This is a genomic window from Pararhizobium antarcticum (genome assembly GCF_001885585.1).
In the GTDB taxonomy this organism is placed as follows: domain Bacteria; phylum Pseudomonadota; class Alphaproteobacteria; order Rhizobiales; family Rhizobiaceae; genus Pararhizobium; species Pararhizobium antarcticum.
This window is the reverse complement of record NZ_LSRP01000151.1, coordinates 130322-138143: the sequence shown is the minus strand read 5'-3', so window position 1 is coordinate 138143 and position 7822 is coordinate 130322. Positions and strand designations below refer to the sequence as shown.

Below are 7822 nucleotides of genomic sequence, written 5' to 3'. Positions count from 1 at the left end.
AATATAAGCCATGCAATTATAGCATTGCTGTCTTGTCATTCTTTGCCTATGGTACCTGCAAAAGCAACCATAGGGAGGAATGAATGGCTCCGCGTAAATCCGCGTCCGTTTCAAGCCGCAAGACAGTGGCAAAGCCCGCCAAGAAGGACTTCACCGGTTCCAATATCGCTGAGTTCGATCGCGATCAGGATATGAAGGCCTATCGTGAAATGCTTCTCATCCGCCGGTTTGAAGAGAAGGCCGGCCAGTTGTATGGCATGGGCTTCATCGGCGGCTTCTGTCACCTCTATATCGGCCAGGAAGCTGTCGTCGTAGGTATGCAGATGGCGCAGAAGGAGGGCGATCAGGTCATCACCGCCTATCGCGACCATGGTCACATGCTTGCCTGCGGGATGGAAGCGCGCGGCGTCATGGCCGAGTTGACCGGCCGCCGGAACGGCTATTCCCACGGGAAGGGCGGGTCGATGCACATGTTTTCCAAGGAGAAGCATTTCTACGGCGGACACGGCATTGTCGGTGCCCAGGTGTCGCTCGGCACCGGTCTCGCCTTTGCCAATGCCTATCGCGGCAATGACAGCGTTTCTGTCGCCTATTTCGGTGATGGCGCGGCCAACCAGGGTCAGGTCTACGAGAGCTTCAACATGGCCGCGCTCTGGAAGCTACCGATCATCTACATCGTCGAGAACAACCGTTACGCCATGGGTACCTCCACGGCTCGTGCGACGGCCCAGTCGAACTACTCGCTGCGCGGTGTCGGTTTCGGTATTCCCGGTATGCAGGTTGATGGCATGGACGTGCGGGCTGTCAAGGCTGCCGCCGACGAAGCGCTCGAGCATTGCCGCTCCGGCAAGGGACCAATCATCCTTGAAATGCTGACCTATCGTTATCGTGGCCATTCGATGTCCGACCCGGCGAAATACCGCTCGAAGGACGAAGTGCAGAAGATGCGCTCCGAGCACGATCCGATCGAGCAGGTGAAGGCCCGTCTCATCGAAAAGGGCTGGGCGACCGAAGATGACCTCAAGGCTGTCGACAAGGATGTTCGCGATATCGTCGCAGACAGTGCCGACTTCGCCCAGTCCGATCCGGAGCCGGATGTATCCGCGCTCTACACCGACATTCTGCTTTAAGTCCGGGACGAGGAAGACATCATGCCTATAGAAATTCTGATGCCCGCTCTGTCCCCGACGATGGAAGAGGGCACGCTCAGCAAATGGCTGAAAAACGAGGGTGACAAGGTCACCTCCGGCGACGTGATTGCCGAGATCGAAACCGACAAAGCGACGATGGAAGTCGAAGCTGTTGATGAAGGCACGATCGGCAAGATCCTGATCGCCGCCGGCACCGAAGGCGTCAAGGTCAACACTGCGATTGCCGTGCTTCTGCAGGACGGTGAAAGCATGAGCGACGTTGCGGCCCAAAAGGCCAAGGCGCCGGCACCCGCTGCCGAGACGGAGGCTGCCACCTCCGACGCTGCTGGCGGCAAGGCTCGCGAATCCGCCGACGAACCAACGGCCAAGGCCGACAGCAAGGTGCCGGCTCAGCCGAAGAGCAACATTCCGTCCGATCCGGATATTCCGGCTGGTACCGAAATGGTCTCCACCACCGTTCGCGAAGCGCTTCGCGATGCGATGGCTGAAGAAATGCGCCGTGACCCGGACGTTTTCGTCATGGGCGAAGAGGTTGCCGAATATCAGGGTGCCTACAAGATCACGCAGGGCCTGCTGCAGGAATTCGGGCCGCGCCGCGTCGTCGATACGCCGATCACCGAGCACGGCTTTGCCGGCGTCGGCGTCGGTGCGGCGATGGCCGGCCTGAAGCCGATCGTCGAATTCATGACCTTCAACTTCGCCATGCAGGCGATCGACCAGATCATCAACTCGGCAGCCAAGACGCTCTACATGTCCGGCGGCCAGATGGGCGCGCCGATCGTGTTCCGCGGCCCGAACGGTGCCGCCGCCCGCGTCGGTGCCCAGCACAGCCAGGATTACGCCACCTGGTACAGCCAGATTCCCGGCCTGAAGGTCGTCATGCCGTATACGGCAGCCGACGCCAAGGGTCTGCTCAAGGCTGCGATCCGCGATCCGAACCCGGTCGTGTTCCTGGAAAACGAAATCCTCTACGGCCAGAGTTTTGACGTGCCGAAGATGGATGATTTCGTCCTGCCGATCGGCAAGGCCCGCATTCACCGCAGGGGCAAGGACGTCACCATCGTCTCCTTCGGCATCGGTATGACCTATGCCGTGAAGGCCGTTGCCGAACTGGAAAAGGAAGGCATCGACGTCGAACTGATCGATCTTCGTACGCTGCGTCCGATGGATCTGCCGACGGTCATCGAATCGGTGAAGAAAACCGGCCGTCTGGTGACGGTGGAAGAAGGCTATCCGCAGAACTCGATCGGCACCGAAATCGCCACCCGCGTCATGCAGCAGGCCTTCGATTATCTCGATGCGCCGATCCTGACGATCGCTGGCAAGGACGTTCCGATGCCGTATGCCGCCAACCTTGAAAAGCTGGCCCTGCCGAATGTCGGCGAAGTCGTGCAGGCGGTGAAGACCGTCTGCTACAAATAAGGGGTCTGGCTCATGCCGAAAGCCTCTGTGAAGCAGATTTTACCTGTTTCAGGTTCGTGGTTCAGAGTTGTCGGATCGCGAGACAATCCTGTTCTGGAAAGAATCGTGTTCTGGGCCTTGGTCAAGACTGAAGAAACTGAAGTGATAGTCGGCGTTCCGCGAGAAGAGATCGGCGTGATCGGTGCGGTAGACGGTTGGCTCGAAGACGTGGCTGGATATATCGAAGTGCCTCCTGAGCAAGTCTCCCAGATCATGGAAAGTCCGGAAAAACTTGCCCAGTTTGAACTTGTGTGGGCGGAGGATTAAAATGCCAATAAACATCACCATGCCGGCCCTTTCGCCCACGATGGAAGAGGGAAACCTCGCGAAGTGGCTGGTCAAGGAAGGCGACAAGGTTTCGTCGGGCGACGTGCTCTGCGAGATCGAAACCGACAAGGCGACGATGGAAGTCGAAAGCGTCGATGAGGGCATCGTTGCCAAGCTTGTCGTCGCGGCCGGCACCGAAGGCGTCAAGGTCAATGCGCTGATCGCCATCCTCGCTGCCGAAGGCGAAGACGTCGTAACTGCCGCAGCCGGAGGCGGCGCAGCACCGGCCGCAAAGGTCGAGGCGAAAGTCGAGACGCCGAAGGAAGAGGCAAAGCCGGTGACCGACAAGGCCCCGGCCGCCTCGACCCCGGCACCGGTTGCCGCTGACGGCAGCCGTACCTTCTCCTCGCCGCTGGCCCGGCGTCTCGCCAAGGAAGCCGGCATCGATCTCGCTGCCGTTTCGGGGACCGGCCCGCATGGCCGCGTCGTCAAGAAGGACATCGAATCGGCTGTTGCCGGCGGCGGCGCGAAGCCTGCTGCTGCCACGTCTGCATCGACGGCCGCAGCTCCGGCTCCAGCCATGCCGAAGGGAGCTTCGGAAGAAGCGGTTCTGAAGAACTTCGCCGACGGCTCCTACGAGCTCGTGCCGCATGACGGCATGCGCAAGACCATTGCGAAACGTTTGCAGGAGAGCAAGCAGACCATCCCGCATTTCTACGTCTCCGTGGATTGCGAGCTGGATGCGCTTCTGGCCCTGCGGGCACAGGTCAATGCGTCCGCACCGGAAAAGGACGGCAAGCCCGCCTACAAGATCTCCGTCAACGACATGGTCATCAAGGCGCTTGCCCTGGCGCTGCGCGACGTCCCGGATGCCAACGTGTCCTGGACCGATACGAACATGGTCAAGCACAAGCATGCCGATGTCGGCGTCGCGGTGTCGATCCCCGGCGGTCTGATCACCCCGATCATTCGCTCGGCCGAAACCAAGAGCCTGTCGGCCATCTCCAACGAGATGAAGGATCTCGGCGCCCGCGCCAAGAGCCGCAAGCTGAAGCCCGAGGAATACCAGGGCGGCACCACCGCCGTCTCCAACATGGGCATGATGGGCGTCAAGAACTTCGCCGCCGTCGTCAACCCGCCGCACGCAACGATCCTGGCGATCGGCGCGGGCGAGGAGCGCGTTGTCGTCAAGAAGGGCCAGATGGTCGTCGCCAATGTCATGACCGTGACGCTTTCGACCGACCACCGCGCGGTCGATGGCGCGCTCGGAGCCGAACTGCTCGGCGCCTTCAAGCGCTACATAGAAAACCCGATGGGCATGCTGGTGTGACCGGAAGAGAGCGTCGTGACAATGTCTTCCAAGGTGAAAAACACAACTGAAAAGACACCGTTGCGACGCTTATGCGCCGCAGCGGTCGTTGCCGTGTTTCCGTTGTTGTTTACGGCCTCGGTACAGGCGCAGGATCTGAACGAACAGGTCACCCGGCGCATAGAGAAGATGACAGAACGGACGCTGTTGTTTCGCAACGATAGCGACCGGATTCCGCAGCTCGAATATCTTCGACCCGACGGTACCGGTGTCGTCTGGTCGGCGGCATTGGGAGACAAGGTGGTGCCTGTCGCCTGGACTGCAAGCAACGGCGATGACGGCAAGGGTGCCCTATGCCTGGTGTTCAAAGGGGCTGATATCGGTATGGCCCGGGACCTTCGCCTTTGTGACGGTCTTGACGTCGTAGAATCCGGCATTCGCGATGCCCGCGATGGGGACCCCTACGATCTCACCAGCGTAACACGCATGAAAGTGGCACTGCCTCAGATTGTCAACGATCTGGCAGAGATAGACCAGTTGCTGGGACGGGATTGAGATGATGAAAACAGTCCTCTGCTACGGCGACAGCCTGACCTGGGGCTATAGCGCCGAAACTCTCGGGCGTCATGCCTTCGAGGATCGCTGGACAAGTGTGCTGCAGGCGGCGCTGGGGGATGGCGTCACTGTCATCGCCGAGGGGCTGAACGGGCGCACCACGGTCTATGACGATCACACAGCCGACTGCGACCGCAACGGTGCGCGCATCCTGCCGACGACCTTGCACAGCCATGATCCGATCGATCTCGTGATCATCATGCTCGGTGCCAACGACATGAAGCCGGTTCTCTGCGGCACCGCCTTTGGCGCTGTCCAGGGCATGGAGCGGCTGGTCGAGATCGTGCGCAAACATGCCTGGTCGTTCGATACGGGCGAGACACCGGAAATCCTGATCGTCTCGCCGCCAGCGCTCTGCGAAACGGCCAATGCCGCCTTTGCATCGATGTTCTCAGGCGGTGTCGAGCAGTCGTCGATGCTGGCCTCGCTCTATGCGGACCTCGCCGACGAGAAGGGCTGCGGGTTCTTCGATGCAGGCTCCGTCGCGAAAACAACGCCGCTCGATGGCGTGCATCTGGATGCGGAAAATACCCGGGCGCTGGGGCGAGCGCTCGAGCCGATGGTGCGGATGATGCTGGGAGTTTGACAGGGTGGCGGCGCTTGTTCTGCGTCCTGCGACACGCGCCGACGCTGCCGAACTCGCCATCCTCGTCGACATCGCCTCGCATGGCTTTGCCGGCTGGCTCTGGTCCGGTGCGGTCGCAGCCGGTGTCTGCGATACGGCGCTGGAACGCGGCCGCGCGACGATGCGCGAAGACGCCGCACCTGGTGCATGGCCGGATGCGACGGTGGCGGACTGGAACGGCGAAATCACCGGTGTGGCGATCGGCTATCGGCTGGAGGACAGCGTGCGCGCCATCGCTGCACCGCATCCGGTGATCGCCCCGCTTCTGGCGATGCAGAGGCAGGTGGTCGGCAGCCGGTTTATCGACAGCCTCGCTGTCTACCGGCAGCATCGGGGCAAGGGGATCGGTCAGGCATTGCTGGCCGATCAGATTGCCAGCGCTTGCGGCGAACAGGTCAGCCTGATCACCGAGAGCCATAACGAAGCGGCGCTGGGACTGTACAGTGCCCATGGATTTATCGAGAGGGCGCGGCTCGCTGCCGTGCCACTCTTTGAAGATAGCAAGAGGCATGACTGGGTCTTGATGACCTTGAACAGGCCGGAAGAAAGAGGCAGGAAACACAATGGCTGAGACTTACGACGTCATCATCATCGGTTCGGGACCGGGCGGGTATATCGCCGCCATCCGGGCGTCGCAGCTCGGCCTGAAGACGGCCATCGTCGAGCGCGAGCATCTGGCAGGCATCTGCTCCAACTGGGGCTGCATCCCGACCAAGGCGCTGCTGCGCTCGGCCGAAGTGCTGCATCTGGCCGAACATGCCAAGAATTACGGCCTGACGCTGGAAGGCAAGATCACCCCGGACATCAAGGCGATCGTTGCCCGCTCGCGCGGCATTGCCGAGCGCATGAATGGCGGCGTCGGCTTCCTGATGAAGAAGAACAAGGTCGACATCATCTGGGGCGAGGCCAAGGTCACCAAGCCTGCTTCCGGTTCAGGTTTGGGCGAGATTGTGGTCGGCAAGATCACCAAGGAGATCGTCCAGCCGCAGGCACCGCTTCCGAAGAACGTCAAGGGCGAGGGCACCTACACCGCCAAGCATATCATCATTGCCACGGGTGCGCGTCCGCGCGCTCTGCCGGGCATCGAGCCGGATGGCAAGCTGATCTGGACCTATTTCGAGGCGATGAAGCCCGCGGAAATGCCGAAATCGCTGCTGGTCATGGGCTCCGGCGCCATCGGCATCGAGTTTGCCTCCTTCTATCGCACCATGGGCGTCGACGTAACCGTCGTCGAGGTGATGAAGACCGTGATGCCGGTCGAGGACGCCGAAATCTCCGCCTTCGCCAAGAAGCAGTTCGACAAGCAGGGCATGAAGATCATCCTCGAAGCCAAGGTGACGAAGGTCGAGAAGGGCGCGAACTCCGTCACGGCGCATGTCGAGAAGAAGGACGGCACGGTCGAGAAGATCACGGCCGACAGGATGATTTCGGCTGTCGGCGTGCAGGGCAATATCGAAAATCTTGGCCTGGAAACGCTCGGCATCAAGACCGACCGCGGCTGCATCGTCATCGACGGTTACGGCAAGACCAATGTGCCGGGCATCTATGCGATCGGCGACGTCGCCGGCCCGCCAATGCTGGCCCACAAGGCCGAGCATGAGGCCGTCATCTGCGTCGAGAAGATCGCCGGCCTGCCGAACGTGCATCCGATGGACAAGCTGAAGATCCCGGGCTGCACCTATTGCAATCCGCAGGTCGCCTCTGTCGGCCTGACGGAAGCCAAGGCCAAGGAGCAGGGCCGCGACATCCGCGTCGGTCGTTTCCCCTTTGTCGCCAACGGCAAGGCGATCGCGCTCGGCGAAGACCAGGGCATGGTCAAGACGATCTTCGACAAGAAGACCGGCGAACTTCTGGGCGCCCATCTGGTCGGCGCGGAAGTGACCGAACTGATACAGGGTTTCGTCATCGCCATGAACCTCGAAACCACAGAGGAAGACCTGATGCACACGATCTTCCCGCATCCGACGATTTCGGAGACGCTGAAGGAGAGCGTGCTCGACGCCTATGGGCGTGCACTCAACGCCTGAGGCCAGTTGCGACAGTACCTGCTGCCGCCTATATAGGCGGCAGGGGTTCCAATCGTAGGAGTGTATCGTGGCAGGGTTTGAAATCGGCTGGTTTGTGACGATCGTCGTCGGCGGTCTTGCCGGCTGGCTTGCAGGCAAGTTGATGAATGTGCGCTTCGGCCTGTTGATGAACATTCTCATCGGGATCGTCGGCGCGGTCGTCGCCTCGGCGATTTTCCGCCGCCTCGGTGTGGGTATCGAAGGCGACTGGCTGGGTTATCTGATCACCAGTTTCGTGGGTGCCAGCATTCTGCTGTTCGTCGCCAAACTGGTGCGGCGTTAAGAAAAAGGGTCCGCGCTGTGACGGCGGATAGACGGGGTTTGCTAC

The 7822-nt window shown here is 60.9% G+C and carries 9 protein-coding genes; all 9 read left to right on the top strand.

The window, feature by feature from the left end; genetic code table 11:
* Positions 1 to 83: 83 nt before the first annotated feature.
* The 9 genes from pdhA (at position 84) to AX760_RS25730 (ending at position 7777) form a co-directional block, all read left to right on the top strand.
* Entirely contained in the window at positions 84 to 1130 is a 1047-nt protein-coding gene (gene pdhA, locus AX760_RS25770; RefSeq protein WP_071835869.1) for a pyruvate dehydrogenase (acetyl-transferring) E1 component subunit alpha, read from the top strand.
* Between the two features lie 21 nt (positions 1131 to 1151).
* Positions 1152 to 2573: a pyruvate dehydrogenase complex E1 component subunit beta gene (locus tag AX760_RS25765; RefSeq protein WP_071835868.1), complete on the top strand. Its 1422-nt coding sequence runs from the start codon at positions 1152 to 1154 to the stop codon at positions 2571 to 2573.
* A gap of 12 nt (positions 2574 to 2585) precedes the next feature.
* Entirely contained in the window at positions 2586 to 2879 is a 294-nt protein-coding gene (locus AX760_RS25760) for a hypothetical protein (protein ID WP_087149362.1), read from the top strand.
* Position 2880: 1 nt separating this feature from the next.
* Entirely contained in the window at positions 2881 to 4209 is a 1329-nt protein-coding gene (locus AX760_RS25755) for a pyruvate dehydrogenase complex dihydrolipoamide acetyltransferase (protein WP_071835866.1), read from the top strand.
* A gap of 21 nt (positions 4210 to 4230) precedes the next feature.
* Complete coding sequence (locus tag AX760_RS25750; protein WP_071835865.1) at positions 4231 to 4743, top strand: hypothetical protein; 513 nt, start codon at positions 4231 to 4233, stop codon at positions 4741 to 4743.
* A gap of 1 nt (position 4744) precedes the next feature.
* Positions 4745 to 5389: an SGNH/GDSL hydrolase family protein gene (locus AX760_RS25745; protein ID WP_071835864.1), complete on the top strand. Its 645-nt coding sequence runs from the start codon at positions 4745 to 4747 to the stop codon at positions 5387 to 5389.
* Positions 5390 to 5393: 4 nt separating this feature from the next.
* Positions 5394 to 5999, top strand: coding sequence for a GNAT family N-acetyltransferase (locus AX760_RS25740; protein ID WP_071835863.1), 606 nt, complete (start codon positions 5394 to 5396; stop codon positions 5997 to 5999).
* Complete coding sequence (gene lpdA / locus AX760_RS25735; RefSeq protein ID WP_071835862.1) at positions 5992 to 7455, top strand: dihydrolipoyl dehydrogenase; 1464 nt, start codon at positions 5992 to 5994, stop codon at positions 7453 to 7455. Before AX760_RS25740 ends, lpdA begins: the two co-directional genes overlap by 8 nt.
* Before the next feature lie 67 nt (positions 7456 to 7522).
* Positions 7523 to 7777, top strand: a complete 255-nt coding sequence (locus AX760_RS25730; RefSeq protein ID WP_071835861.1) for a GlsB/YeaQ/YmgE family stress response membrane protein — start codon at positions 7523 to 7525, stop codon at positions 7775 to 7777.
* Positions 7778 to 7822: the final 45 nt, after the last annotated feature.